Annotated in this window: 23 protein-coding genes; 10 read left to right on the top strand and 13 right to left on the bottom strand. The window is 71.3% G+C overall.

Annotated elements, in window-relative coordinates:
- Positions 1-22: 22 nt before the first annotated feature.
- Complete coding sequence (locus tag ACFVU9_RS40810; protein ID WP_380506100.1) at positions 23-523, bottom strand: SDR family oxidoreductase; 501 nt, start codon at positions 521-523, stop codon at positions 23-25.
- A gap of 139 nt (positions 524-662) precedes the next feature.
- On the opposite strand from ACFVU9_RS40810, the gene ACFVU9_RS40805 reads away from it, so the two are divergent.
- Positions 663-1,868 (top strand): RNA-guided endonuclease InsQ/TnpB family protein, encoded by a 1,206-nt coding sequence (locus ACFVU9_RS40805; protein ID WP_387602421.1) that lies wholly within the window; start codon positions 663-665, stop codon positions 1,866-1,868.
- On the opposite strand, the gene ACFVU9_RS40800 is transcribed toward ACFVU9_RS40805, so the two are convergent.
- The gene (locus tag ACFVU9_RS40800; protein ID WP_380446997.1) at positions 1,827-2,168 is read right to left on the bottom strand and encodes an SDR family NAD(P)-dependent oxidoreductase; all 342 of its coding nucleotides are present in this window, start codon (positions 2,166-2,168) and stop codon (positions 1,827-1,829) included. The genes ACFVU9_RS40805 and ACFVU9_RS40800 overlap by 42 nt on opposite strands.
- Before the next feature lie 546 nt (positions 2,169-2,714).
- Between ACFVU9_RS40800 and ACFVU9_RS40795 the strand changes: the two genes are divergently transcribed.
- Positions 2,715-3,572, top strand: a complete 858-nt coding sequence (locus tag ACFVU9_RS40795; protein ID WP_387602418.1) for a patatin-like phospholipase family protein — start codon at positions 2,715-2,717, stop codon at positions 3,570-3,572.
- Between the two features lie 139 nt (positions 3,573-3,711).
- Here the strand turns inward: ACFVU9_RS40795 and ACFVU9_RS40790 are convergent, their stop codons facing one another.
- The 4 genes from ACFVU9_RS40790 to ACFVU9_RS40775 form a co-directional block, all read right to left on the bottom strand.
- The gene (locus ACFVU9_RS40790) at positions 3,712-4,695 is read right to left on the bottom strand and encodes a CinY protein (protein ID WP_387602415.1); all 984 of its coding nucleotides are present in this window, start codon (positions 4,693-4,695) and stop codon (positions 3,712-3,714) included.
- Positions 4,696-4,937: 242 nt separating this feature from the next.
- Positions 4,938-5,285: a hypothetical protein gene (locus tag ACFVU9_RS40785; RefSeq protein ID WP_380447006.1), complete on the bottom strand. Its 348-nt coding sequence runs from the start codon at positions 5,283-5,285 to the stop codon at positions 4,938-4,940.
- 480 nt (positions 5,286-5,765) lie between these two features.
- Complete coding sequence (locus tag ACFVU9_RS40780; protein WP_380447010.1) at positions 5,766-6,044, bottom strand: hypothetical protein; 279 nt, start codon at positions 6,042-6,044, stop codon at positions 5,766-5,768.
- Positions 6,045-6,330: 286 nt separating this feature from the next.
- Complete coding sequence (locus tag ACFVU9_RS40775; RefSeq protein ID WP_387602412.1) at positions 6,331-7,020, bottom strand: TetR/AcrR family transcriptional regulator; 690 nt, start codon at positions 7,018-7,020, stop codon at positions 6,331-6,333.
- Positions 7,021-7,172: 152 nt separating this feature from the next.
- Between ACFVU9_RS40775 and ACFVU9_RS40770 the strand changes: the two genes are divergently transcribed.
- The 3 genes from ACFVU9_RS40770 to ACFVU9_RS40760 all read left to right on the top strand — a co-directional run bounded on the left by ACFVU9_RS40770 (position 7,173) and on the right by ACFVU9_RS40760 (position 12,135).
- A complete protein-coding gene (locus tag ACFVU9_RS40770; protein WP_387602410.1) occupies positions 7,173-8,099 on the top strand; it encodes an NADP-dependent oxidoreductase in 927 nt (308 codons plus the stop codon).
- 315 nt (positions 8,100-8,414) lie between these two features.
- Positions 8,415-9,764: a lipase family protein gene (locus tag ACFVU9_RS40765; RefSeq protein WP_387602407.1), complete on the top strand. Its 1,350-nt coding sequence runs from the start codon at positions 8,415-8,417 to the stop codon at positions 9,762-9,764.
- A gap of 1,210 nt (positions 9,765-10,974) precedes the next feature.
- Positions 10,975-12,135, top strand: a complete 1,161-nt coding sequence (locus tag ACFVU9_RS40760; RefSeq protein ID WP_387602404.1) for a serine hydrolase domain-containing protein — start codon at positions 10,975-10,977, stop codon at positions 12,133-12,135.
- Positions 12,136-12,244: 109 nt separating this feature from the next.
- Here ACFVU9_RS40760 and ACFVU9_RS40755 read toward each other — a convergent pair whose 3' ends face one another.
- Entirely contained in the window at positions 12,245-13,216 is a 972-nt protein-coding gene (locus ACFVU9_RS40755; protein WP_387602401.1) for a helix-turn-helix domain-containing protein, read from the bottom strand.
- A 277-nt stretch (positions 13,217-13,493) separates the two neighbouring features.
- Between ACFVU9_RS40755 and ACFVU9_RS40750 the strand changes: the two genes are divergently transcribed.
- Positions 13,494-14,069 carry an RICIN domain-containing protein gene (locus ACFVU9_RS40750; RefSeq protein ID WP_387602399.1) on the top strand — a complete coding sequence of 192 codons (576 nt, stop codon included), beginning with the start codon at positions 13,494-13,496 and terminating at the stop codon, positions 14,067-14,069.
- A gap of 206 nt (positions 14,070-14,275) precedes the next feature.
- Here ACFVU9_RS40750 and ACFVU9_RS40745 read toward each other — a convergent pair whose 3' ends face one another.
- The gene (locus ACFVU9_RS40745; RefSeq protein ID WP_387602396.1) at positions 14,276-14,551 is read right to left on the bottom strand and encodes a hypothetical protein; all 276 of its coding nucleotides are present in this window, start codon (positions 14,549-14,551) and stop codon (positions 14,276-14,278) included.
- Between the two features lie 48 nt (positions 14,552-14,599).
- Complete coding sequence (locus tag ACFVU9_RS40740) at positions 14,600-14,806, bottom strand: hypothetical protein (protein WP_387602393.1); 207 nt, start codon at positions 14,804-14,806, stop codon at positions 14,600-14,602.
- Positions 14,807-14,856: 50 nt separating this feature from the next.
- Here ACFVU9_RS40740 and ACFVU9_RS40735 point away from each other — a divergent pair, with 50 nt between their 5' ends.
- Positions 14,857-15,129, top strand: a complete 273-nt coding sequence (locus tag ACFVU9_RS40735) for a hypothetical protein (protein WP_387602390.1) — start codon at positions 14,857-14,859, stop codon at positions 15,127-15,129.
- A 224-nt stretch (positions 15,130-15,353) separates the two neighbouring features.
- Here the strand turns inward: ACFVU9_RS40735 and ACFVU9_RS40730 are convergent, their stop codons facing one another.
- The 4 genes from ACFVU9_RS40730 to ACFVU9_RS40715 all read right to left on the bottom strand — a co-directional run bounded on the left by ACFVU9_RS40730 (position 15,354) and on the right by ACFVU9_RS40715 (position 20,432).
- Positions 15,354-16,439 (bottom strand): alpha/beta hydrolase, encoded by a 1,086-nt coding sequence (locus ACFVU9_RS40730; RefSeq protein WP_387602388.1) that lies wholly within the window; start codon positions 16,437-16,439, stop codon positions 15,354-15,356.
- A gap of 42 nt (positions 16,440-16,481) precedes the next feature.
- Positions 16,482-17,624 carry a serine hydrolase domain-containing protein gene (locus ACFVU9_RS40725; protein ID WP_387602385.1) on the bottom strand — a complete coding sequence of 381 codons (1,143 nt, stop codon included), beginning with the start codon at positions 17,622-17,624 and terminating at the stop codon, positions 16,482-16,484.
- Positions 17,625-18,199: 575 nt separating this feature from the next.
- Positions 18,200-18,943: a MerR family transcriptional regulator gene (locus ACFVU9_RS40720; RefSeq protein WP_387602382.1), complete on the bottom strand. Its 744-nt coding sequence runs from the start codon at positions 18,941-18,943 to the stop codon at positions 18,200-18,202.
- Between the two features lie 64 nt (positions 18,944-19,007).
- The gene (locus tag ACFVU9_RS40715; RefSeq protein WP_387602379.1) at positions 19,008-20,432 is read right to left on the bottom strand and encodes a serine hydrolase domain-containing protein; all 1,425 of its coding nucleotides are present in this window, start codon (positions 20,430-20,432) and stop codon (positions 19,008-19,010) included.
- A gap of 450 nt (positions 20,433-20,882) precedes the next feature.
- Between ACFVU9_RS40715 and ACFVU9_RS40710 the strand changes: the two genes are divergently transcribed.
- Genes ACFVU9_RS40710 through ACFVU9_RS40700 form a run of 3 tightly spaced genes read left to right on the top strand, consistent with a single transcriptional unit; the run spans position 20,883 to position 25,680 of the window.
- Complete coding sequence (locus tag ACFVU9_RS40710; RefSeq protein ID WP_380506156.1) at positions 20,883-22,010, top strand: GNAT family N-acetyltransferase; 1,128 nt, start codon at positions 20,883-20,885, stop codon at positions 22,008-22,010.
- The gene (locus tag ACFVU9_RS40705; protein ID WP_387602375.1) at positions 22,007-23,182 is read left to right on the top strand and encodes an acyl-protein synthase; all 1,176 of its coding nucleotides are present in this window, start codon (positions 22,007-22,009) and stop codon (positions 23,180-23,182) included. Before ACFVU9_RS40710 ends, ACFVU9_RS40705 begins: the two co-directional genes overlap by 4 nt.
- Positions 23,179-25,680, top strand: a complete 2,502-nt coding sequence (locus ACFVU9_RS40700; protein ID WP_380497389.1) for an acyl-CoA reductase — start codon at positions 23,179-23,181, stop codon at positions 25,678-25,680. Before ACFVU9_RS40705 ends, ACFVU9_RS40700 begins: the two co-directional genes overlap by 4 nt.
- The last annotated feature ends 54 nt before the right edge of the window (positions 25,681-25,734 follow it).

The following is a 25,734-nucleotide window of genomic DNA, read 5'->3' as shown; positions in this document are numbered from 1 at the left end:
GCCCCCGTCGCTTCCGGGCGGCTCAGTGGTCCGGGACGGTGTACGCGGCGCGGATGCCGCCGTGGACGGGGAGTTCGGAGGCGGTCAGGTAGCCCGAGTCCGGGCCGGCGAGGTAGGTGACGGCGGCCGCGATCTCGTCGAGCGTGGCGAAGCGGCCCATCGGGATGTGGGCGAAGCGCCGTCGGGTCTCCTCTTCTCCCATCCGCTCGAACATCGCGCGGGTCTCGGGGGCTTCGACCGGTCCCAGGGCCAGGGTGTTCACGCGGATACCGCGGCGGGCCAGGTGGGTGCCCAGGTCGCGTCCGAGCTGGGTCACCGCGGCCTTGGCGGCGGAGAAGGCCATCTGGGCGGTCGCGGCGCCCATGCCGGCGAGGAAGGAGCCGGTCAGCACGACCGAGCCGCCGGGGTTCATCACCGGCACCCCGTAGCGGCAGCTGAGCACCGCCGGGGTGAGAACGGCCCGGAAGACCCGCTCCCAGACCTCGGGTGACGTCTCCAGCAGACCGTGGTCCTCGCGGTCCATCCCTGATCTTGCAGGGTATCCCCGGCTTCAGCCGGGGAGGGAATGCATCCTTGGCCCGGAGCCGCGAAGCGGCGGAGAACGCTGCGTTGTCAGTGGGGTGCACTAGCTTGACCACATCGACCGAAAGGGGGTGGGCTGGATGATCCGTGCGTACAAGTTCCTCATGCGGCCCACCGTGGGCCAGGCGCAGGCACTGTCGGAGATGCTTCGGGATCACTGCTCGCTCTACAACGGGGCGTTGCAGGAACGCCGCGACGCCTACCGGCACGTCTCGAAGACGAGCATCACGTACGGGATGCAGTCGGCGCAGCTCAAGGAGATCCGGGCGTTCGACCCGGAGCGCCAGGGCCGCTGGTCGTTCTCCTCGCAGCAGGCGACGCTCCGTCGCCTGGACAAGGCGTTCGCCGGGTTCTTCCGCCGGGTCAAGTCCGGTGACAAGCCCGGCTATCCGCGCTTTCGTGGGGTGAACTGGTTCGGCGCGGTGGACTTCCCGAAGGACGGTGACGGCTGCCGTTGGGACTCCACCCCGCACGACCGGGTGACCCGTGTCCGGTTCCAGGGCGTCGGGCACGTCAAGGTCAACCGGCACCGGCCGGTGGTCGGCAAGGTCAAGACCGTCAGCGTCAAGCGCGAGGGCAAGCGCTGGTACGTCGTCCTGACCGCCGAGCAGGCCGAGCCCGAGCCGCTGCCCGTGACCGGGTCCGTGGTCGGCATCGACATGGGCATAGCCAACTTCCTCGCCGACTCCAACGGCGGGTTCGTCCCCAACCCCCGCCACGGCCGGCGCGCCGCCGCGAAACTCGAAGCCGCACAGCAGGCCCTCAGCCGGTGCAAGCGGCGCAGCAACCGCCGCCGCAAGGCTGTCCGCAAGGTCGCGGACCTTCACCGCAGGGTCCGCCGTCAGAGACTCGACCACGCGCACAAGACCGCTCTTGACCTCGTGCGTCAGCATGACTTCATCGCGCACGAAGACCTCAGGATCCGCAACATGGTCAAGGCTCCCGCGCCGAAGCCCGACCCCGACCAGCCGGGTGGCTTCCTGCCCAACGGAGCGGCGGCCAAGGCCGGGCTGAACAAGTCGATCAACGATGCCGGTTGGGGGGTGTTCCTCACGATCCTCACCAGCAAGGCTGAAAGCGCCGGCCGGGAAGTGATCGCCGTGGACCCCCGCAACACCTCCCGCACCTGCCCGCGCCCGGAGTGCGGGTACGTCGCGGCAAAGAACCGGCCCACACAGGACACCTTCCACTGCGTCGCCTGCGGCCACACGGCGCACGCCGACACGGTGGGAGCCACCAACGTTCTACGGGCCGGGCTGGTCCGTCGCAACGCCCGCCAGGGTTAGCGAGAAGCCCCCGGCTTCAGCCGGGGGAGGAGTCACGGGACCGGCGTTGACGTGGAGCACGTCGATCCGGCCGGACTCCGCGTGGATGCGTTCGAACGCCAGTCGTGTCTCTGCCTCGCTCCGCAGGTCCGCCGCGACCACCGGGAAGGGGACGTCCAGCGGTCGCCGGTCGATTCCGATCACCCGCCCGCCTTCGGCGGTGAGCCGCGCCGCGACAGCACCGGCGATGGCTCCGCCCGCGCCGGCGATGACACAGATCCGCCCGCTCAACCGCCCCTGGTCCTCGCTGTTCCTGCTCACGGTCGCCCCTCTCGTCGTTCCGCTCGATGCCGCCAGCAGTCTCCCCGGCCGGTCCGGCCGCCGTCGATGAGCCGGGAACCGGGGAGTCGTTCGGCGGCGGCCGCTGTTGGTGGCCCCGTCCATGCCCGCCGCCCCGCCGTCCGCCGTTGCACGGTCCCGGCCCACGGCGACGGCCCGGCCGCCACGCTCGGGTGCCCAGGCCTCATTGCGAGCCGCTGGAGGTCGTCGTCGCCGGCCAGGGCGGGGAGGAGAGTGTCGAGGGTCGGTCCCGGCGGGGGCCGTACCCGGGCGCCGAGAAGTGCACCGAAGGCAGGGGTGCCCCCCGTATGCCTCACCCTTGCTTCCCGCGGCCGGTTCCGTCGAGAAAGCCGGTCTGGACGGACGACCACAAGGAATGGTCGGGGGAGCGGCCCGACTGCCGTGAGCGCTGCGGATCCTGAAACCCGATCACCGGCCCGAACCGCGCCGCCCTCCACCGGTGTATCGTTGCCCCGAGGCTAACCGGGGAGCTATCCCCACTTCTGGGGCTGGGGAGAGAAGGACGCCATGAACGGCACGGCACTGGTACTGGGCGGCGGCGGACCGGTCGGCGGCGCGTGGCTGACCGGCGTACTCGCGGGCCTCACCGCCGGCGGGATCGACCTGACGACCGCCGACACCGTCATCGGCACCTCCGCCGGAGCCGTCTTCGGCGCCCGGCTCGCGAGCGGCGAACCCGCCCGCGAGCTGTACGAACGTCAACTGGCCGACCTCGACCGGGTCGAGATGGGCATCACCGCCGCGCAGACCTTCCGCTTCCTGTGGGCAGCGATGGCCACCCGCAACCCGGAACGCTCCGTCCGGCGCCTGGGCCACGCCGCCCTGACCGCGCGCACCACCCCCGCCCACGACCTGTCCGAAACCGTGCGCACCCTGCTGCGCGACGCCACCACCTGGCCCGCACAGGCGCTGCGCATCACCGCCGTGGACGCGGAGACCGGCAGCGTCGAGGCCTTCGACGCGGGCTCCGGGCTCGACCTCGCGGACGCGGTCGCCGCCAGCTGCGCCGTCCCCCTGGTCTGGCCGCCCACCGCCGCCCTGGGACGGCGGTGGATCGACGGCGGTACCCGCTCCACCGGCAACCTCCAGCTGGCCGCCGGCCACCGGCAGGTGCTGGCCGTCTCGCCCGTGCCCACCGCCGTCGGGCCGCATCCCAGCGCCCAGCAGCAGGCGGCGAAGCTGCGCGCCGCCGGCACGCACACCACCCTGATCACCCCGGACGCCGACGCCCGCCGCGCGATGGGACGCAACCTGACCGCCAACGCCCGGCGCCCGGCCGCCGCCCGGGCCGGCCACCGCCAAGGCGCGGCCCTCGCCGCCTCGGTCGCCCGCACCTGGCCGGCCGAGCACACAATCGGAGGGTGAGCGACGGGTCCGGGCGGTGGCCGGGTTCGCCACCCGTTGAGCAACGGCCTCGCGTCCAGGTGGCCGCCGCCCACCAGCACCAGCCCTACGCCCACTCAACTCCGTACTCGGCGAGCTCGGCGAGGCCTGCGGCTGCGGGTCAGGAGCAGGTCTTGTCCGGGTGGTCATGGGTGATGGCGCAGATCATCGCCTTGGCCCGGCCGTTGTTCGGATACTTGCGCTGGAGCTCGTCCTCGAAGTTCCGCCACTGGCGTGCGATGTCCTTGACGGCAAGGTCGTAGGCGCGGTCGAAGTTGTGGTCGATGACCGAGCGCGGGCTGTCCTTCGTGTCCTTGTTCAGCACCCCGTCGTGGGTGACACGCCCCGCGCAGTTGGAGGCCGTCCCGCTGTGGTCGCGGTCCGGATAGCAGCCGGTCGCGAGGTCGTGCGGGATGTGGCCGGTGGCGTCCTTGATCCAGTCCGTCTTGCTCATGGAGCTGTAGCGGCTGATGGAGAAGAACGCGGGGAGGTCGGTCCGTCCCAGGCCAGGGGGGTTGTTGACGCCGATGGCTCCCGGTCGGGCCCGGTCGGCCCAGTTGCTGTGGGCGTAGAAGTCCTCGATCTGGTGCCAGCCGCGGCCCAGGTCCTCCAGGACCTCGCACTTCGCCCGTCCCGGTTGGTCGTTCCAGTCACAGGCCGGTGAGATGGAGGTCTGGGCGGCGACGACGTGCCCGTTCGCGTCGACCAGCCGGTCCGCGGCGGCGACGGCCCGCTTGAAGTTGTGGACGGAACTGTCGATGCAGTCGATGATCTCGGCGTCGGCCTGCCCGCGGGTGCGGGGGTAGCCGCCGTCGTACCGGGGGTCGAGGTAGTCGGCGTTGTCGCAGTGGAGCTTGCCGATGTCGAAGTACTGGCCGTGGTCGTTGGCGACGATCGCGCCCGAGCTCCCGTTCGCCATCGCCGTCAGCGAGTTCGGGTGCCAGCCCGCGGCTCCCAGGGCGGCCCGGGTGATCTTCTCGTGGTTCTCCCCGCTGAAGGCGTGAGCCGGTGCCGCGGCGCCGAGGACGACGGAACACGACAACGCGAGGCAAGCGGCGCCGGGTCCGCGCAGGCGCCGCCGGCGGGAAGCGGAGGTGGAATTCATGAGATCTCCAGGTGCGTGATGGACGTCTTCGGCGGGCATGCATCCGGGCACGGCGTCTCGTCAGTGCCCGCCCAGGTCCGTGGCGATATTCGCTGATGAACCATCAAGGTTCGCACCCGATACGTTAGTTGCCGGGATCGACTTCCGATAGACCGCCAGTGCCTCACGATTTCCGGCCGCGCGCTTGCGCTGTCCCTCTGCCACGAGGCTGTCGCCGTGCTGCACCGGGCCCGCCGGCCCTGTCAGCGCTGCCGGTGTCCCGGCCAGCGGCGAGCGAGGCCCTCCCGTAGACGGTTCACACCGGTCAGGATGGGGCCGAAGAACGGGATCGCCGCTGCCAGCAGGCACTGGGCGCTCGCCGCGACCGGCAGGTGCAGGAGAAACAGCCCGTAGGCGCACGCCAGCGGCAGGACGAACGACGTCCCTGCCACGGCACGGCCGGTCCGCTTCAGGCCGCGGGGGACCCCGCGGCCCGTGTTGTCCGCCGCCCACGCCTTGACCGCGATGGCGAAAAATGCGAGGACCACGGCGGTTACTTCCACGGTGGTCAGGACAACGGTCACGAGAACGTCGATTACCAACTGCGACATCCGGTCATCCTTGCGCGGATCGCCGGCCCCGTCTTGAGTACGGGTACTCAAGTCTGTGACTGCTGATGCGTTTTGCCTCCGGCTCCGGCAGTCGCGCTGGTCCGTGGTGCGCGCGATGGGCACGTGGGCCGGAAGGGAGGCTCACCAGCCGGTCACGGTGGCGTGTCGTGGGGAGCACCGGACCCACGGTCCGCGCAGCGATCGGCCGGTGGAAAGCTCGGCCAGGACCCGCACCCTCCAGCGCCGGCCCTACGCCCACTCAACTCCGTGCTCGGCGAGTTGCGCGAGCCGCCCGGGGCCGAGCTTGGCCCGGCGGGCCTTCGTGTTGTTCAGGAGCGCCCCCAGGCCGACCGGCCGCCCTTCCGAGCCGTCGCCGGCTCGGTCCGGGGTCCGCGCCCGCTCCCGCTGCACCGGGCGGCGGGGTCAGCCCCCGCCGCCCGGCCTGGCCCCTCGCGTACGGGGCGCAGCCGGTGGGTGGGGCTACTGGAACGGTCGGGCGAGAATGCCCAGCTGTTCCTCGGCGAGGGCGCCTATGGGGCCGGGGGTGCCGAGGTGGGCCACGATGGTGGTCTCGAACAGCTCCAGCATCGAGTGGGCCTCGTGGACGGTCTGGAGGGTGTAGCCGGCGTGCTTTTGTCGGTCGCCGCCCAGGGCGGGGATGCGGCCGGTGATGACCTCGTTGTGGATGGTCTCGGCGGTCTTGATGGTGTGGCGGTACTTGTCGCGCAGGAAGTCGACCATCGCCTGGGTGTCGTTCATCGTGTCATAGTGGCGCACTGGCCGCCGGAGCACACACTTTGGAGGCGAGGACGGTTTCGTGGGCTCGCTCCCGTGTGCGGTGTCGGCACACCGTTCTGCGGGCCCGTCACCGACACCCCCGTGCCCGGTCCGGCCCGAGTGCTCCGCCCGCCCCTCCGAACCCGAGAACGAGGGCTGACCTCACCGCCCGGCCCTCCTCGTCTGGGACGGAACCGGTGACCGGGGAGGGGGCGACGGGAGTGTCCGACCGGCCACCGGATCGCCGGACGTGTCCTCGACGATGCGGTCATCCCGTTCGACGCGGTGCCCTGTACGCCCTGTACAGGTCGTCGAGGCGCAGTGGCGCGGGTTCGGGCAGCGGTGTGTCGTCCGTCGGCCGGCAGGACTGGAAGAAGTAGGCGAGCAGGCGGCGGGACGCGGCCATGGAGGCCGCCGGGGAGTCCCGCAGGACGCCGTTGTTGGCCAGGAGCAGCAGTGTGACGTCGCTGCTGTCGAAGTCCTTGCGCAACTGTCCGGTGTCCTTCGCGCGCTGGACCAGCAGGGCGAGGGATTCCCCGGCGCGGGCACGTTCACGCCGGACGTCGGGCGCGTCGGGGAATTCGGCGAGGAACGCGGCGCTGAAGCCGCGGTCCTCGGCCTTCATCCGGCAGATCCGGGTGAGGGCGGTGCGAAGTCCGCGCCAGGGATCGTCGTCCGCAAGGGCCTCGTCGACGGCCGCGACGCACTGGCCGAGTTGTTCGGAGAACGCGGCCGTGATCAGCGAGTCGCGCGTCGGGAAGTGCCGGTAGAGGGTGGCGGCACCCACACCGGCCCGGCGGGCGATCGCGCTGGCGGGCACGTCGGGGCCGTCGAGGGCGTACGCGTCGCGAGCGGCCTGGAGGAGCCGGGCGCGGTTGTTCCGGGCGTCGGCCCGCTGCGCCGGGGCGGGGGTGCCGGCGGGGGAGGTGGACGGGTTCCGAGACAGTCCGTCAGGCATGTCTCCCACTTAAACACAAACGGAAGAGGTCGACCGTTTAGCGGGTTAGCGTGACGCGATGCCGCGGGTTCCCGCAGCCGGCCTCCTGCCGCGGAGGCCGGCGACCGCGGGTTCTCCCGTCGAATGCCGTGCCGTGTGTATGGAGGCTTTCCGTGTTCGCTGTGCAGTACCACCGCTACGGCGGTTCCGAGGTTCTTGCCGTCGACGAGGTCGAGGAGCCGCACGCCGGGCCCGGTCGAGTCCGGATCGCCGTGCGTGCCACCGGCGTCACCCCTGCCGACTGGTACCTGCGTTCAGGGATGTTGCGGGACTTCGTCTCCCTGGACCTGCCCCACATACCGGGCATGGATGCCGCGGGCATCGTCGACGAGGTGGGGGAGGGGGTGACCGGCAGCGCCGTGGGAGACGCGGTCTTCGGTCTCGTTCCCTTCGCGGACCGGGGCGGCGCCGCGGCCGAGTACGCCGTGCTGGAGGCGTGGGCGCCCAAGCCCCGGTCGTGGTCCTTCGGGGAAGCCGGCGGCGCCGCGGGCAACGTCGACACGGCCACGCGTGTACTGGAAGCCCTGGACGCCGTCGAGGGCATGACCTTGCTGATCGAGGGCGCCGCCGGCGGCGTCGGGACCATCACCGCACAACTCGCCCGGGCCCGCGGCCTCACCGTGATCGGCACCGCCGGCGAGGGCAATCACGGTTTCCTCGAGGGGCTCGGCGTCGTACCCGTCACCTACGGGCCTGGCCTGGCCGATTGCCTCGCCGCACTCGCTCCGCGCGGCGTCGACGTGGTCCTGGACGCGGCGGGCAAGGGCTCCCTCGCCGAACTGGTGGCCATCGCCGGCGACCCGAACCGCGTGGTGACCATCGCGGACTTCGACGCCGCCCGGCACGGAGTGCGGTTCTCCCGCTCCGAGGCAGGAGGGTCACCGGGCTGGGCAGGGCTGCCGTTGGCGGCGGACCTGGCCGATCAGGGCCGCCTCACCGTCCCCCTGCACGCCGCGTTCCCGCTGGAGGAGACCGCCGCGGCCCATGACGCCAGCGCCGCCGGCCACGCACGCGGAAAGATCGTCATCACCGTGCCCTGAGTGATCGCCCTCGAACTGCCCCGTTCACCAATGCTGTTGGGACCGGCGGCGGCAACGCCGCCGAGCGCACACCGCACGCCGACCCCCGCCTGCACAGTGGCCGGCACCGGCACCGGCACCGGCACCGGCCCCTCCCCGACACCGATGACCGGTCGCACACCAGGCCGGGAATTTTCCGCGGCCCGACCCGGAGACAGCGCGCCCGGCCGTCGTCATGATGTTCTCCGGGACGCCGGCTACGCGTTGGTAACAACGAAGCGTGGTCACACGCGTCCTCTGACAGGTCATCAGGAATCCCAGCCACCCGGGGGAATCATGCGCAAACGCACGTCCAGGCTGCTCGCAGCCGCCGTCACCGCCGCCCTGACCGCCACCGCCACGGCCGCCACCGCCGGCCCGGCGTCGGCGACGGCGCGCTCCACCACCGCCACCACCGCGAGCGATCCCTTCTACTCCTACGACGACAGCACCCCGCTGGCCTCGTTCGCGCCGGGCACCGTGCTCAAAACGCGGACCCTGCCGTACCACATCCTGGGGCTGCCCACCCCGGTGACGGCGGTCCAGCTGCTCTACCGCACCATCGACGCCCAGGGGCGCCCGTCCGCCAACGTGACCACCGTGCTCCGCAGTCTGACCGGGGACAGCGGCAGAGCCGTCTCGTACCAGTCCTTCTACGACTCGCTCGACCCGGAGGACGGCCCCTCCCGGGCAGTCGCCGGGAACCTCAGCCTGGGCGGCGCGATCCCGAACGTCGAGGCGATGTACATCGTGCCGCTGCTCGCCCAGGGCTACAACGTGGTGCTCCCGGACACCGAGGGCCAGAACGCCGACTTCGGAGCCGGGCCGGAGTACGCCACCACCACCCTGGACTCGATCCGGGCCGCGAGCGCGTCCCCGGCGACCGGCCTGACCCCGGACACCCGCTTCGGGCTGATGGGGTACTCCGGCGGCGCCGTCGCCAGCGCCTGGGCGGCCGCGCTCGCACCCGGCTACGCGCCCGAGGTCAACGCCAGGCTGGTCGGCTACGCCGAGGGCGGGCTGCTGGTGGACCCGGCGCACATCAACAGGTACATCGACGGCTCGCTGGTGTGGAGCGGGATCATCCCGATGGCGCTGGTCGGGGCCTCGCGCTCCTACGGCACCGACCCCACGCCCTACTTGAACGACTACGGCCTGTCGGTCCTGCGGCAGCTGGAGCACGGCTCACTCACCGACGCCGTGGGCCACTACCCCGGGCTGAGCTGGAAGGCGATGGCCAAGCCCCAGTACGCCGACCCGAACTCGGTGGAGCCCTACGTCATGGCCGTCAACCGGACCAACCTCGGTTCGGCCCCGACCCCGACCGTGCCCGGCTACCTCGCCCAGGGCAACGCGGGCATCCTCGAAGGCACCTTCGCCAACCCGGCCGGCATCGGCACGGGCGACGGCGTGATGGTCGCCGGGGACGTACGGGCACTCGCCCGCCAGTACTGCGCGACCGGCACCGCAGCGGTCGCCTACCAGCAGTACGACTTCCTCAGCCACTTCGGCGTCCCCGCCGTCTGGGCCCCGCAGGCCCTGGCCTGGCTGAACGACCGCTTCGCCGGCCGCCCGGCCCCCTCCGACTGCGGTCACATCCCGGCCGGCAACTCCCTCGCCCCGGAACAGCCCGTACCGGCCTCCTGACCTCCGGCCAGGCGCCGATAAGGCGCGCCGGGGCACCCCGGGAAGGCACGGGACCTGGTGATCACGGGGCAGTGACGCCCTGTGATCACCAGGCGGTGCAGGGGACCAGGCCCACGACGAGCCACGCCCTGCGGACCCGCGCCGCCGGGACCGGCAGGGCGACTCGCCCCGACCACGGCGTCCCCGGCCCGGGGGGACGGGGTGAGACCGCCGCAGGCGTGTCACCGTCCCGGAGCAGGCCCGTGCAGGGCAGCTACTGGCAACCGGTCAGAGGCGCCGACAGCGTCCGGCGGAAGGGGCACTCAGGTAGGGGCTACCCGGCTACGGCTCTCGTGGGGGCGACGACGCCTTCCAGACCGACGACGGTTCCGTCCCACTGCGCATCGACAGTTCGAGCGAATGCCCGGCCGGATGATCCCGGCCGGGCATTGACAGAAGGGCTAGAAGGGCGACCCTCCGTGTCCGATGATCGACTTGAGCATGCCGGGCGATCCCACCCCGTATGCGCCGACGAGTGAGTAGCCGAGCGCGGCCTCACCAGGAGTGAGGGGGGCCTGGGATGTCCAGGAAGCCTCGATCGAGCCCAGGGATGTCCGCTCGAACACGGCCAGCTCAGCCCCGTTCCTGCTGAATCGGGTGAGGCATTCCGAGACGGGCTCGAATGCGTAGGAGGCGTCGCGAAACTCGACGCCGACGCGATACGACCTGCGGGTGGCGAACCCTGTTCCGGGGATGGCCCGGCCCGATCTTGCCGCGCCCGGCCCGGACGGCGGCGACCAGGGCGCCGCCCACCACCGGGCGGACCGGACGGCGAACGCCTCGCCCGGCCGCGGACAAGGGGCCCGGTTCGGCCGCCGAGGCGAAGCGCCACCGGTTCTTGGCGGCGCCGGTCCTGACTCCCCGGCACAGGCCACCGACCTGCACCGGGGAGTCTGGGTACCCCTGCTGACCTGCGGTGGGGAGTTTCACCGGGAAGGCGGTGAGTTTCGCTCCGGGGCGCCGGTGAGTTTGCCCGTCCGGCTCCTCCCCTGATCGGGGGAGCGCGGTGTCCCTCCCGCCCGGGAGGCGCGCATGGGGCGCCGTGTTCCAGGATCGGTCAGGGCCGGAGCGACCGGGCCGAGTGCGTCCGCCGCGACCTCTCCGGGCACTGACCGCGTCGGCAACCCCGGCGAACACCAAAACCGCACGCACACTCCAGAGGTGACATTTCATGAACTCACTTACGCCGCTTCGGTTCCACGTTCCGCGTCGCAGGACGACTCACGCCGCCGTCGCCGTGGCCGTCGGGGCCCTCGCCCTCGGCGCGCTCGCCCCGTCCGCCGTCGCTGCCCCGGGGGCCGCCGGGCCGGACGCCATCCAGCAGCGTCTGGATGCGATGGTGAGCCCCGATCACGTGCCCGGCGCTCTGGCCGCCGTCCGTGACCAGGCCGGCCACACCCGTACCTATGCCGCGGGCGCCGGGGACCTGGCCACCGGCGCGAAGGCGCCCCGGGACGGCGAGGTACGGATCGGCAGCGTCACCAAGACGTTCACCGCGGTGGTCGTGCTGCAACTGGCCGGCGAGGGCAAGGTCCGCCTCGACGACCCGGTCGAGACCTACCTGCCCGGCCTCCTGCGCGGGCAAGGCATCGACGGGCGCCACATCACGGTGCGTCAGCTCCTGCAGCACACCAGCGGACTTCCCGACTACGAGGACGACGTCACCGACGACATCCTCCAGCGCCGCTACCTCTCTCCCCGCGACACCCTGGACATCGCGCTGCGACACGACGCCGTCTTCGCCCCGGGAACGAATTGGGGGTACAGCAACACGAACTACCTGGTGGCCGGGATGATCGTGGAAAAGGCCACCGGCCGGCCCCTGGCCAAGGAGATCGACAAGCGCATCATCAAGAAGATCGGGCTGCGCCACACCTACCTCCCCGCCCCCGCCGAGACCACCCTTCGGGGGCCCCACCCGCACGGCTACCACAAGGACGGCCCGGACGGATCGTTGCGCGATGTCACCGAGATCGACCCCTCCGCGGCCTGGGCGGCGGGCGCGATGGTCTCCACCAGCGCCGACCTCGCTCGGTTCTTCTCCGAGCTCATGAAGGAAGGCCGCCTCCTCGGCGGCCCCGAGCTCGAGCAGATGCGCACCACCGTCCCCACGGGCGCGCCCGGCTACGACTACGGACTGGGGATCATGAGGACACAGCTGTCGTGCCACAAGACCGTCTGGTGGCACAACGGCAGCATCCCCGGCTACGGAACCTGGAGCGCCGCCACCGACGACGGACGCGCCGCCAGTGTCACGACGACCGTCGACCCGACCGGCATGGCGGACCTGCAGCCGGCCGAAAACGCCGTCGACGCGGCCCTGTGTGGCTGAACCACGTCTCCCCGGCGGCTGGAGGGCACGGCCGGGCTGGACACGGCCGGGCAGGCACCCGCCACTGCCAGGCTTCGACGGCTCCCTGCAGTACGGGCACGGCCTCGGATCACACCGCGGTGTGGTCCCGGTCGAGGGTCGCACGCGTACGGTACTCACCTGGAGGTATTCCGTAGGCGGCTTTGAACGCCCGGTTGAAAATCGCCGGGTCCGTGAATCCCCAGCGCGCTCCGATCATTCCGACAGGACGCGGCATGAGGCCGGGTGCCGTCAGGTCCGCGCGACAGCGCTCAAGTCGCCGTCCTCGGATAAAGGAGCCGACGGTGTGCTTCTCCTCGTGGAACAGGTGGTGCAGATAGCGGACGGAGATGCCCTGGGCGTCGGCAACCACCTGCGGCGACAAACCCGGCTCCGACAGGTGCCTCTCGATGAATGCCTTCGCCTTGTAGAGCAGAGTGGTCTGCCGTGTCCGGGCCGGCAGCAGTCGTTCCCGGTTCGCCAGGCCCGAGAGGAATGCCAAGGCGAGATGAAGTGCGGCGGCACCGGTCTGCTCGGCCTCCCAGCCTTCCAGCCGTACCCCGGCCAGATCCCGCAGGAACCCCGCGAGCAGGGATCCGCTCCCGTACGTGGGAAGCCGGTGGGCCAGAAGGTTCCGCATGACCTGGTCCGGGACGGGCACTGCGGTCTTCGGCACGTGGAGGATGATGATGCGGCCGTCCTCGGCGACCCGTGTTTCGAACTGCCTGGACGTGTCGTACAGCACCAGACCGCCCGCCTGCAGCTGCGCCACGTTGCGGTCCTGTTCGATCCCCATGACCCCGCCGACGACGTACCCGAGCTCCCACAGTTCCGGGTCCGAGCGCTGGATCAGCCGAGGAGTGCGCCGGCTCTGCAGCGTCTGGAACGACAGAGCCGACGCGTGAACGGATCCGAGCTCAAGCGCCACGGCCGTCGCCCGGAAGTCGTCCCGGTGCTCGGTTGTGATGTAGGTGGGTGCGAGGTCCCGCGTCACCAGGTCGACCCACCAGTCGAACCGGTCCGCCTTCGGCACGTCCGTCGACCGCAACACGACCCCGCCCACCACGGCCCCTCCCCCAAGGTTGTGCACATGGTGTCAAAGCCCTTGCACGGTGTGTCAATGACATGCCGACCGAATGGCGAGAACCTTCTCTTCGGCTGTTACAAGACGCGGCATCGAGCAGCCAAATCGCCGAAGGCCCGGACGCAACAGTCACCGGGGCACGGGACCGGCGGGCCGTCGAGGCCTCGCCGGCTTCCACGGCGACCGCGTCCTGGAACAAGTCACGATCACCGGTCACGAGAAAGAACCCGGCTGCCCCCAGACAGAGGAGTACCCGATGAACACGGCAGCAACGAACAGCAAGAGCACCCGGACACGACAGCGGATCGCCGGCACCGGCGCCGCGGCGGTTCTGAAGAAGGTGAAGGTCCTGGCGGTCACGGCCGCCGCGGTGGCGGCGCTCGGCGTCGGCACCGGCGCCGCGCACGCCTCGACGGCGCGGCCGGCCGCCAACCGGTGCCAGAGCGTGCACACCTACCGGACCGGCGGCGAGTACATGGAAGTGCACGGCTGGGGCGGCAAGGGCGCGGTCGTGGACACCTGGGAATACGCCTCCCAGAACGGCCACATCCAGGACAACGAGCGCTGGTGCCTGGAGCCCGCCAGCGGAGGCGTCTGGTACCTGCACCCGTACTACAACCTGGGCCTGTGCCTGGACCTGCCCAGCACGGACGAGATGATTGTCTGGAGCTGCAACGGCCGGAGCAACCAGCGGTTCTCCTTCAGCAACGGCGCCCCGACCGGCGGTCAGATAACGCCGAAGTCCGACCCCGGCCTCAGGATCAACGGCGCTGCACACCTACAGCTGTGGGCACAGCAGTGGAACAGCACCGACATCACCTTCTGGCTGTAGGCCATAACGCGAACAAGGCCCCGGGCCCGCGGTGGGGCGGGGCCCGCGCCTCCTGCCTCACCTGATCACCGGCCGCCATCACCATCGGCCGACGCCAGAAGCGCGACCACCAAAGCACTGGAGGCCGCCACCCCGCAGGGTGGCGGCCTCCAGTGCAGGGCAGGAACACCGCCTCGCCCGACCACCAGAGCCCCGGCCCGAACCGCCTACCAGCCAACCCCGAGGGCCTCCAACTGCCCGAGCTGCCCGGCGGTGAGCTTGTCCCGGCGGGCCTTCTGGCGTGCCAGGTTCACCGGGGGCAGAGTGAGCTTCAGAAATGCCGAATTCGCGGGCTGCGATGTGCGCTTCACCGATGCCAGGTTCACCGGCGCCAGGCTGGACTTCACCGGTGCCCGGTTCGCCGACGGCAGGGTCGGTTTCCTCGGCGCCGAACTCGCCGGCGGCACGGTGCGCTTCGACAACGCCGCGTTCACCGGCAGCACAGTGACCTTCTACGCGACCAAGTTCGTCGGCGGCGAGGTCGGCTTCGGCTATGCCGATTTTGTCCGGGGCACCGTGCTCTTCGACCACGCCGAGTTCCAGACATTCCGCGGTCGGCTCTCGATCCGGGATGCGGCGCCGGCCGGTCGGACCCGGACGCGTGGGGTGAGCAGACCGCTCTCGTACCCGACGATCACCAGCTGGACCCGGTCCCGGGCGCCGAGTTTGTCCAGCAGATGGCTCAGGTGGGTCTTCACCGTCGCCGCGGCTGCGCGCCGTCCTCGGGGCCTGCCTCTACCTGACCCTCATGTGCCTGTTCTCACTGGGCATCGCGACGATGCTGCGCAGCACGGCGCTCTCACTCTCGCTGCTGTTCGCCCTCGTCTTCGTGCTCTCCCCGGTGGCCAACACCATCCCGGCGCTGCGCACCCTCGCCCGCTACCTGCCCGACCACGCCGGTGCCGAGGTCATGAAGGCCGATCCGGCCCTCAGCCCGGGAACGGGTCTGCTGGTCCTCGCGGTCTGGACGACGACGGCCCTGCTGGCCGGCTACCTCACGCTGCGCAGCCGTGACAGCTGAAGACGGTGCTCAGAGCCCCGGCAGCTTGTCGTCGGGCAACGACACCAGTACCCTCGGCGCAGCCGCCCACCACCCGAGCGGCAGCCGCCCACCACCCGGGCGGCACCCGACCGGCCCCGGCTGCTCCGGCGGCTGGAGGCGGACGTGGCGGACCCTGGCCGAGCCGGCGAACGCGGCGGTGCCGCCGACCCCCGTGCGTCGGCGGCACCGCGCTGCGGGCCCGGTCAGCCCGCAGCGGCGAAGGCGGCCTTCAGGTGCGGGATGTAGTCGGCGACGGCCGGGGCGAAGCAGGTGTAGCTGTGGGTGCCGGCACAGGCGGGCGACAGGCTCGCGCCGTTGCCGTAGTCGACGTACCGGCTCGGGATGCCGAGCCGGTCGAGGCGGCTCTTGACGTTGTTCGCGGCGATCTCGGTGAAGTGCTCGATGGTGTCGTTGTTGCCGGTGTAGAGGGTGACGTCGGTGTTGGCGAGCCTGGCCAGGTTGGCGGGGTCGGCGGGGTTGACCTCGTTCCAGATGTGGTCGGCGTTGAAGACCGGGTACGGCGAGCCGAAGATCGCGTCACTGTCGACCACCGGGCCGTAGTCGGCGCACGGGCCGGCGCCCGGCACGGAGCTGCTGGCCCCGCACATCGCACCGATCACGTTGAGCTCGGTGGCCAGCACCGCGGCCCGGATCGCCGGGAGGCCGAAGTCGATGCCGCCGGAGAACGAGACGGTGTGCCCGAACAGCTCGGGCCGGTTCTCGGCGTAGCGCAGTGCGCCGTAGCCGCCCATCGAGACGCCGATGACGGCCCGGTGGCTCCGGTCGGGCAGGGTGCGCAGGTTGGCGTCGATGAACGGGACCACCTGGTCGAGGTGGAAGGTCCGCCAGTTCGCGGCGCCGACCACGGTGTTCTGCATGACCCAGTTGGCGTACCAGCCCTTGAGGCCGCCGTCCGGAGTGATGGTGATCATGGAGTCGTCGTGCAGGGCGGGCACCGCGGCGGCGTCGTCCGGGGTGCCGGGGCCGCCGTGCAGGAAGTAGGCCACCGGCCAGCGCTTGGCGGGGTCGGCCGCGTAGCCGGACGGCAGGAAGATCCGGATCTTGTGGGTGCCGGCCAGCTGAGGGGTGGTCACGGTGATGGTGAAGTCGGTGGCCGAGTGCACCTCGGGGGTGCCGACCTGGGTCAGTCCGAAGCCGTCGGTCAGCACGGGCGGGGTGGCGGCGGTGTCCGCGTGGGCGGGGGCGGCGCCGAGCAGGGCGGAGACGGTCAGCGCGGCGGCGGCCAGGGCCGTGCCCAGGTGGCGCCGGGTGGGCGGGGTGGTGGTCATCGTGCGGTCCTTTCGCGGTGGCTGAGGGTGGCTGAGGGCGGGTCAGAGCGCGCAGAAGGCGTCGAAGTTCGACTGCCTGGTGTCCTGCTGGCCCTTGGTGCCGCCCAGCAGGTGGTACTCGGTGTTCGCCCGGACGATCTGCTTGGTGCCGTCCTCGCTGCTCAGCCACTCGCTGTCGTAGCCGAGCACGTCGCCGCCGTGGCTCCAGACCCACTGCCCGCAGGGCAGCTGCTTGTGTATGAGGCCGAGGCCGTAGGTGCCGATGCTGGCGATGGCCGGCACGGTGGTCTTGAGTTCGGCCTGCTGGGCGGGCGGCAGCAGCTTGCCGGTGAGCAGCGCCCGGCTGAAGGTGGCCAGGTCGTCGAGGGTGGAGACCATCGCCCCGGCCGCGCCGAAGACCTGGACGTCGGAGGTGGTGACGTCGAGGATCACGAAGGCGAACCCGCCCGGGTACTCGTAGCCGTGCAGGTAGTTGCCGTGCAGGGTCGGGTCGCTGGTGGGGAAGCTGGTGTCGGCGAGCCCGAGCGGGGTGATGATCCGCTGCTGGATCTCGGCGGCCGGGCTGTTGCCGGTCACGGCGGTGATCACCATGCCCGCCAGCACGTAGTTGGTGTTGGCGTAGCCCCAGGTCTGGCCCGGGGCCGAGGTGGGCGCCTGCTGACGCAGCGCCAGGTCCACCAGCGCCTGCGGGGCGAAGGCCTGGTACGGCTGCTGGTTGGCGGCGTAGTTGAGCGCGAGGATGCCGTTCATGTACTCCGGCAGCCCGGAGGTGTGGTTGAGCAGCTGACGGATGGTGATCTTCGAGCCGTCGTAGCCGTTGGCGTTGACGGCGCCGGGCAGCCACTTGGCGACGGTGTCGTCGATCGAGAGGCGGCCCTCGGCCTCCAGCTGGAGCAGCACGGTCGAGGTGGAGGCCTTGGTGTTGCTGCCGATCCGGAACTGCGCCTTCGGGTCGGCGGGCGTACGGCTGTCGCGGTCCTTCACCCCGGCGGCGACGTACTGCACGTCGTCTCCCTGGCGGACCAGTCCGACCACGGCCGGGTAGCCGTCGGCGACGCCCTTGGCGGCGCCGGCCTGGAGCAGGGCTCGGGCGCTCGGCACGTCGGCCAGGGCCGGGGTCGCGGTGGCCGACGCGGCGAGCGCGGCCAGGATCGCGGCGGCAGCGGTAGTGCGGACCAGCTTCATCGGGTTGTCCCCCCTCGGACGATCTATGACCATGCCCATGACATCACGGGCCATGGAACGGCGGAACCCACGCTGGCCAGAGAGGGCACCGGGCAACAGGCCAACCAACCGGCCATTTACGACCGGACACATAACAGCTGCTCAAACCACCGGAGAGCCGCCTCAGCACCGGCAACAGGCGCCCACCCCCGCCGACGCGCAGCACCCAGGAGCCGGTCGAGACGAGGGAGCCCGCAGCCTCTGAACCTTGACACCACCGTGGCCGAGAGAGCCCTCATGATCGGCCCCTCCGCCGGAGGCCACGCAAGCAACCGCAAGACGACCCAGCACAACCGTCCCCAAGAAAGCCGCCACCACGCAGGGCAACAGCCTTCCAAAGCCTCTCCCAGAGCCCCGGCAACCCACCCACCAGACAACGACGCTGACCCCAGCCGACACAGCCCCCTACACCCACTCCACACCGTGCTCGGCGAGCCGCGCGAGCCGGCCCGGCGTCAGCTTCGCCCTCCGCGCCTTCGTGTTGTCGAGCCAGGCACCGAGCGCGACCTCCACCACCACTCGCTGCTCCTCACCGGTCACCGCAGGGCCGGCTTGGTCGGATCGGCCCTCATGAGTTGGGCGAGGCGGTCCCAGGCCGGGGATGAGGCCCCTGCCTGGGTCTGCGCGGCCAGCTGGGCGATCCTGGGGTTGGCGACGGGCCCGGCTTCGGACGAGCCGTGGTGGCCGGCGAGCCACGTGAGGGTGCGCTCTGCGAGCGCGGGCAGGCGGGGGTCGTCCGGCGACCAGTCGTAGGCGGCGTCGGTCTCGCGGTAGAGGGCGCTGAACTCGGGGTCGGTGATCAGCTCGTGCTTCTGCGCGAACCACCGGTCGGCGTCCTCGGGTGAGGCGGCGTGCAGGAGGATCCAGCCGTCACGTTCCAGGCGCACCTGGCGCTCGCTGACGCCGAGCTCGCGCAAGTGGTCGAGGTAGTCGGCGACGTCCGGGGAGACGAACAGCCGATCGCCGCTGCGCAGCCGGGCGAGGTTCGCACGGGCTTGCCGCAGGTGCGCGATGCGGTCCCGGAGGTCTTGGTCGATCTCGGCGATGGCCGTGGCGAGCGTGTCGGGGTCCCCGTCCAGGAGGTCCTTGACGCGGGCCAGCGGTACGCCCGCGCCTGCCAGCGTCCTGATCTTGACCAGGGTGAGGGCTTGCTGGGCGTCGTAGCGCCGGTAGCCGGACGAGTCGCGGTCGGGCTCGCCGAGCAGGCCGCGCTCGTGGTAGTGGCGGACGGCCTTGGCGGTCACCTCGGCGTAGTCGGCGAGTTGGCCTATCGTGAGCATGCTGGAGATCCTCTCACCCCGGGGCCGTCCGGGAGGTCGGACCGGGCAGGCCGGACCGGGCAGGTCAGACCCGCACGGTCAGTCGGCCGCCGCCGTTGCGGAAGCGCGCCCGGCCGTCGCTGACGTCGTGGTAGGACACCAGCAGCAGGCGCAGGTACCCGTCGAAGGCCTCCAGCGGGAATCCGGCCGGCGCGAACAGGCCGGGCCTGATCGGCACGAGGCGCTGCGGCGGGGCACAGACCCTCCCGCCGGCGAACTGCGTGAAGATCCGCTCCTGCGAGGCGTCCGCCGGCTCGTACGTCACGCGCTCCTCGAGCCGGCCGTCGACGATGCTGACGTCGATGCGGAGTTGGTTGGAGCGGTACGTGCCCACGTACGGAGTGAGGTCGACGTCCTCCTCCAGCTCGGTGATCAGCACGGGGACCTGCACACCGAGGTGCTCGCTGAGCAGCCATCGCAGGATCTGGTCCTGCAGCATGATCGCCCCCGGGGTGTTGCCGAACGCGGTGAACACCAGGTCGTGCTCGGGAAGGACGCACAGGATGGACACCCCGCCCGGCGAGGCACCCGACATGGCCAGGACGGTCGTGTCGCCGAACGGATACCGCACCCAGCCCAGGCCGATCGGCGGGGTGTTCGGGGTGCCCATGTCGAACGCCACCTGCTGCATCAGCGCGGTCGACTCGGCCGACAGGACGCGCGCGCCGGACGGGGACACACCGCCCGCGAGGTGGGTGCGCCCGAAGGCGAGCAGGTCGGCGATCGTGCCGATCGGCGTGCCGCCGGCCGGCCCCCAGGTATCGGGCAGCATGAACATGCTGGTGGGCCTGGCCGCCATGGTCTGCGGATCCGGGAAATGGCCGACCGCCGTGCTGCGCAGGATGGCCTCCTCGGCCGAGGCGCTGGAGTCGGTCATGCCGACCGGCGTGTAGAGCTCACGCTTGAGCAGCTCGGGGAAGGGCAGCCCGGTCACCGCCTCCAGCAGGCGGCCCGCCACGATCATGCCGCCGTTGGAGTAGCTGAGCCGCTCTCCGGGCTCGAACAGGGCACCGCAACTGCCTGCGAGGCCCTCGACGTAGGCCTTCAGGGCGTCACGGCCCTTGGCATTGGGGAAGAACAGGTCCGCGTCGATGCCGTTGGTGTGCGAGACCAGGTGCCGGACCAGGATCTTGTCCGCCGCACCCGGCGTGGTCAGGGCCAGTTCGGGCAGGTACCTCACCACCGGCGCGTCGAGGTCCAGCACCCCGCGCTCGACCTGCTGGAGGACCAGCGTGGTGGTCAGGACCTTGGTGACGGAGCCGAAGAGGAAGCCGGTGTCCTCGCGCATCGGTGCGCCGGTGGCCGTGTTCGCGCAACCGTGGGCGACGACGACCTGCTCGCCCGCGTGGTAGACGCCGGCGACGAACCCGGGGACGTTGTCGGACTCGCAGTAGGCGGCGGCCTGCTCGCGGATCCGGGCTTCGAGGGTGCTGAACGAGTTGTTGGTCATGCGGACCATCGTCGAACCCTGCCCCTGGGGCAAGGTCAAGCCCGGAACGCGGAAAGCCTGCGCCTGGCCCGGCCACACCCATCCGTGCCGCCTGGTACGACCCGGCGCTCTTCGACGACCGGCGCGACGCCTGGTCCGGCAAGGTCCCGGGCAAGGCCGGGTCGACGCCGCGGGAGCCCTGACGATCAGTCGGCGAATCGTCCGACAACGTTCAGCGGAAGTTCATCGGTTCAATTTCGTACACATTTCGCGTGCCTGTGATTCTCGTCGCATCCACACCTTCTGACGGTCTTTTAGCACGGTTGCGGTCCGGTGCACCGATGCGTGAGCGTTACTGTGGTGGAGCGGCAACGTGGCTGCTCGGACCGGGCACGCCTACTTGCGACCTAAGTTTCTTTCGTGGTGCGCACGCGATGAACCGTGTTCGCGCCGCCTTTTGGGAGAGGCGACTTGGCCCTCGAATTCATTCCGGCCCGTCTTGATGACGTGGACGCTCTGTTGACGCTCTACCGCCAGGTGTACGGGCGGAGCTACGCCCTGCCGCTCGGCACCGACCCCGAGGTGATGGCCCGTGAGATCACGGCCCCGGACACCACCTGGCTGGTGGCCCGGGAGCCCGGCGGCGACCGGTTGCTCGGGTCCATCCTCGGCACGGTCGACCCGGCCGCGCGGATCGGCAAGCTGCAGGGCCTGGTGATCCATCCCGACGCCCGTGGGCTCGGCGGGGCCAATCTCGCCGTACAGCAGCTCGCCGACCAGCTGCTGACGGGCGACCACCCGGTCGACTCCGTGTACGCGACCGCCCGGACCGACACCACCGCCCCGCAGCGCATCTGCCTGAAGTCCGGCTTCCGCGCGCTCGGCGTCCTGCCGAACCTGCGCAAGGCCGCCTGGCACGAGACCATGGTGCTGCTGGCCAAGCACCGCGCGGGCGTACTGGAGCAGCGGCTTCCGGTGTACAAGGTCCCGTCCGCGCTCGACGGGCTGGTACGGGCGCTGGCGGACCTGCCGGGGCCCGCGCAGCGACCGGAGCGCGTGGACGAGCCGCTGCCCAGGCCGAGGAAGGGCGGGCGCGCCGTCCGGGAGCTGGAGTTCATCGACGCGCCGGCCTTCGTGAGCCGCCGGTTCGGCGGGCTGGGGGAGTGCTTCTACCCGTTCCACGAGCCGAACGTCATGCTCTCCGCCGCCGACGGCGCCTACGAGGTGTACGCGCACCTCAGCCCCGCCGACGGGTACTGCACGCTGATCGGCATCGAGCTCGCGGAGATCGGCGAGGAGCTGGACACCATCACCGACCGGCTGGCCGCGCACGGCGCCCGGTACATCGAGGCCCTGGTGCCGCTGGACAGTTACCACTCGCTGCGCCGGCTGCTCGGGCACGGCTTCCTGCCGGTGGCGGCCTACCCCGCGATGCGCCGGGAGGCCGAGGGCTTCCGCGACTACGTGGTGCTGGCCCGGATCCTGCAGCCGCTGGACTTCCGGGGCCTGGCCATCGACGCCGCGTTCCAGCCGTTCACCGAGCAGTACATCGAGCTGTGGAAGCAGCAGCACCTCGACACCCACGGGATATTCCAATGAACAAGTACCTCCAACCGGTCTCGGCACCGGACCCCGAAGCACTCGCCCACGTACAGCAGCTGGCAGACCTGGCCGAGCCGTACCGCGCCGGGGACGACGTGGACGCCCTGTTCACGGCGGCGATGAACGAGATCAACGCCTGGCACGCCGAGCGTTCGCCCTACTTCGGCAAGCTGTGGGCGGCCGAGGGGCACACCCTGGAGTCCATCGAGGACCTCCACCGGCTGCCGTTCGTCCACGCCAACTTCTTCAAGCTGCACGAGGTGCTGTCGCTGCCGCGCGAGGAGACGCTGCTGACCCTGACCTCGTCCGGCACGACCGGCCAGAAGTCGCAGATGGCCTTCGACGACTTCACCCTGCGGGGCGGCCAGCGGATGGTCGCCCGGGTCTTCGACCACTACGGCTGGATCAAGTCCGAAGACGACGAGCCGGTGAACTACCTGCTCTCCAACTACCAGCCCCGGCCGGGCCTGAACCTCGGCACCTCGTTCACCGACGAGTACCTGTGCCACTTCGCTCCCGTCCGCTCGGTCGAGTACGCGCTCAAGCACACCGGCAGCGGCCACGAGTTCGACCCGTTCGGCTGCGTCCGCGCGCTGATCCGCTTCGCCGAGGAGGGCGCGCCGGTCCGGATCCTCGGCTTCCCCGCCTTCCTCTCCTTCACGCTGGACCGGATGCGCGAACTCGGGCTGCCGCCCCTCCGGTTGAACCCGGAGTCGCTGGTCGTCTTCGGCGGCGGCTGGAAGGGCAACGCGGACAAGCAGGTCGCCAAGCCGGAGCTGTACCGGCGCATCCACGAGCAGCTCGGCATCCCGGACGAGCGGATCCGCGACGGCTACGGCGCCGTGGAGCACTCCGTCCTGCACATGGAGTGCCCCAACCACCGTCTGCACGTCCCGGTCTGGGCCCGCCAGCTGGTCCGCGACGTGCGCACGCTCCAGCCGCTGCCGTACGGCCGGAGCGGCTACCCCCAGTTCATCTCGCCGTACATCACCTCGGTGCCGGCCCAGTCCGTGCTGATGGGCGACCTGGTCACCCAGCACGCGCCGGAGGAGTGCGGCTGCGGCCTGCCCACGCCCTGGTTCGAGGTGCACGGGCGGGCCGGGATCAGCCGCAACCGCAGCTGCGCCGTCGCCGCCGCCGAACTGCTCAAGACCGAGGGGAAGAAGTGACTCAGCACTACTGGCAGGGCGCGTGGGTGGACGACGCGGAGGCGGCGGCCCGCCTGGAGCGCCTCGACGAGTACGCCGCCGGCGCGCTGGCCGAGCGGCTCAGCCCGATCACCGTGCTCGCCGCCTGCGACCGCCTGGCCGGCGCGCTGGCCGACCCGGCGAGCGAGCACTCCGTCCGGCTGGCGGGTCTGCTGCGCGAGGCGGGCGTGCCCGAGGACGAGACCTCGCGGACGATGCGCGACCTGACCGAGGCGCTGTCCCGGGAGGAGCTGGAGGTCAAGCTGACCCGCGAGCTCGGCGGCATCGACCCCGGGCGGCTGGCGCGCTTCGACTTCCGCCGGGAGGTCTTCGAGGGCTGGCTGCCGGTCGGCCTGCTGGTGCACATCGCGCCGGGCAACGCACCCGCCGCCGGGGCGCTCACCGTGGTCGAGGGCCTGCTCGCGGGCAACCTCAACGTCGTCAAGACCAGCGGCGAGGGGCGGTTCACCCATGAACTGCTCGCCGCCCTGGCGCAGTTCGACGCCACCGGAGCGATCGCCCGGCAGGTCGTGGTGCTCGGCTTCCCGTCCTCGCGCACCGACTGGCTCGAACGACTGTGCGCGGCCGCCGACGCCGTCGCCGCCTGGGGCGGCGAGGAGGCCATCGCCTCGATCGCCGCGCTGATACCCGCCGGCTGCCGACTGGTCGACTGGGGACCGAAGCTCTCCTTCGCGTACCTGACGGCCGATGCCTGGTCCGCGCCCGAGACGCTGGACGGCATCGCCGACGACATCTGCCGCCTCGAACAGCAGGCCTGCGCCAGCCCGCAGGTGGTGTACCTGGACACCGAGGACCAGGACGAACTCTTCGCCTTCGCCGAGCGGTTCGCCGCCGTGCTCGCCGCCCGCGCACCCGCACCGCACGACCGCGAGCCGCTGGAGAGCGCCGAGATCACCAACACCGTCCTGGTGGCCCGGCTGGAGGAGCACCTCGGGCTCACCAAGGTGCATGCCGCTCCCGACGCGAGCTGGCACGTGCTCGCCGACACCCGCAGCGCGCTGCGTGCCTCGCCGCTGCACCGCACGGTCTGGGTCAAGCCGCTGCCGCGCAAGCGGATCGCCGAGGTGCTGCGCCCGATGCGCCGCTACCTGCAGACCGCCGGGATCGGCGCGAGCCGCACCGACACCGCGGAGCTGGCCGGCGCCGTGCTGGCGGCGGGCGTGCAGCGGGTGACGGTGCCGGGCGGAATGCTCGGCAGCTATGACGGCGAGCCGCACGACGGCGTGTACGCGCTGCAGCGCTACAGCCGCCGGGTGGACGTCCAGCTGGACGGGCGGTTCACCGGCGACGCCTGCCTGGACGACCTGGTCGGTGCGCGTGAACTCGCGCCCCCGGCGGTCGCGGTGACCGGCAAGACGGAGTTCGAGCAGCTGCAGAGCGACCTCAGCCGTGCGGAGGTCTTCTTCCGCAGCGGCGGCAGCTCCGGCGCGCCCAAGCTCTCCGCGTTCAGCTGGGACGACTACCACGAGCACATGCGGTCCGGCGCGGAGGGCCTGCTGGCGGCCGGGTTCGACCCGCGGACCGACCGGGCGATGAACCTCTTCTTCGGCGGGCAGCTGTACGGCGGGTTCTCCAGCTTCTTCTCGGTGCTGGAGACGCTCGGGGCGGTCCAGTTCCCGATGATGGCGCAGGACGACCACGCGGCGGTCGCCCGGTCGGTGGTCGAGCACGGGGTCAACACCCTGTTCGGCATGCCGAACTACCTGCTGCGGGTCTTCACCGAGGGCGCGGACCTGCTGCGCGAGTACCGAGGGGTTCGCAAGCTGTTCTACGGCGGCGAGCACTTCCCGGCACGCCAGCGTGAGTGGCTGCGCGAGGAGTTCGGGGTCGAGCTGGTGCGCGCCGGCGCGTACGGCAGCGTCGACGCGGGCCCGCTCGGCTACCAGTGCCCCACGGCGCCGGACCGGGTGTACCACCTGTTCAGCGGGCTGCACACGCTGGAGATCCTCGACCGCGAGGCGGACCGGCCGGTGCCGGCGGGTGAGGCCGGGCGGCTGGTGTTCACCGCGCACACCCGGCGCGGGCAGCGGCTGGAGCGGTACGAGATCGGTGACCTCGGGCGCCGGCTGACCGAGGACTGCCCGTGCGGTCGGCGCACCCCGCGTTTCGAGCTGCTGGGGCGCTTCGGCGACATCTTCCGCAGCGGCAGCCACTTCCTGAACTACCGGCGGTTCGTCCAGGTCGCGGAGGAACGGCTGGAGCACCACGGTGCGCTGCAGATCCTGCTGGACGAGGACGACGCCGCCAACGAGACGCTGACCGTCCGGCTGGAGGGCCGGCCGCAGGACGGGCAGGGCATCCGGGAATTCCTGGACGGGTACCCGGATCTCGCGGCGGCGGTGGAGCGGGACCGGCTGGTGGAGCTGCGCGTGGAGCGCGTACCGGCCGCGGACTTCGCGCAGACGGCGGCGAGCGGGAAGCTGCTGGCCGTCGTGGACCGACGGTCCAGGAACCGCTGACGTTCCGAAAGACGCGGAGGAACCGCGCGACCGGCCATGCGGCTTGGGATGCCG

This window comes from Kitasatospora sp. NPDC057936, assembly GCF_042887525.1.
In the GTDB taxonomy this organism is placed as follows: Bacteria; Actinomycetota; Actinomycetes; order Streptomycetales; family Streptomycetaceae; genus Kitasatospora.
The sequence above is the reverse complement of the archived record's forward strand: the minus strand, read 5'-3'. Positions and strand labels throughout refer to the sequence as shown.